Raw genomic sequence first — 396 nt, forward strand, 5'->3', positions numbered from 1 at the left:
ATACTTTTTTAAAGAACAATTGACAAATGACTTTCGTCTTTCATCATAACTCACTATTTTATAGTTCATTTATGTTTTATTTTTAAATATCAATATAAACATCGCTATTTAAAATTCAAAACATCGCCATTTTATAAAACAGTCAGTTATGATGAATTGGTGGAGATAAGCGGGATCGAACCGCTGACCTCCTGCGTGCAAGGCAGGCGCTCTCCCAGCTGAGCTATATCCCCATTCATTTTCCGTTGATTTTTCACTCATACCTTAATGAGTGGTGGGTCTGAGTGGACTTGAACCACCGACCTCACCCTTATCAGGGGTGCGCTCTAACCACCTGAGCTACAGACCCAACGGATGACTTCGTTTTTGTCTTTATCTATCAAACAATCTGTGTGG

2 tRNA genes are annotated in these 396 nt (G+C 39.4%); both read right to left on the bottom strand.

What is annotated here, in order from left to right:
• Nucleotides 1-157 precede the first annotated feature (157 nt).
• Nucleotides 158-233 (bottom strand) — tRNA-Ala (locus A1D26_RS05325).
• A gap of 39 nt (nucleotides 234-272) precedes the next feature.
• Nucleotides 273-349: transfer RNA gene (locus tag A1D26_RS05330), tRNA-Ile, on the bottom strand.
• Between the last annotated feature and the right edge of the window lie 47 nt (nucleotides 350-396).

The organism is Ursidibacter maritimus (assembly GCF_009761395.1).
Lineage (GTDB): Bacteria > Pseudomonadota > Gammaproteobacteria > Enterobacterales > Pasteurellaceae > Ursidibacter > Ursidibacter maritimus.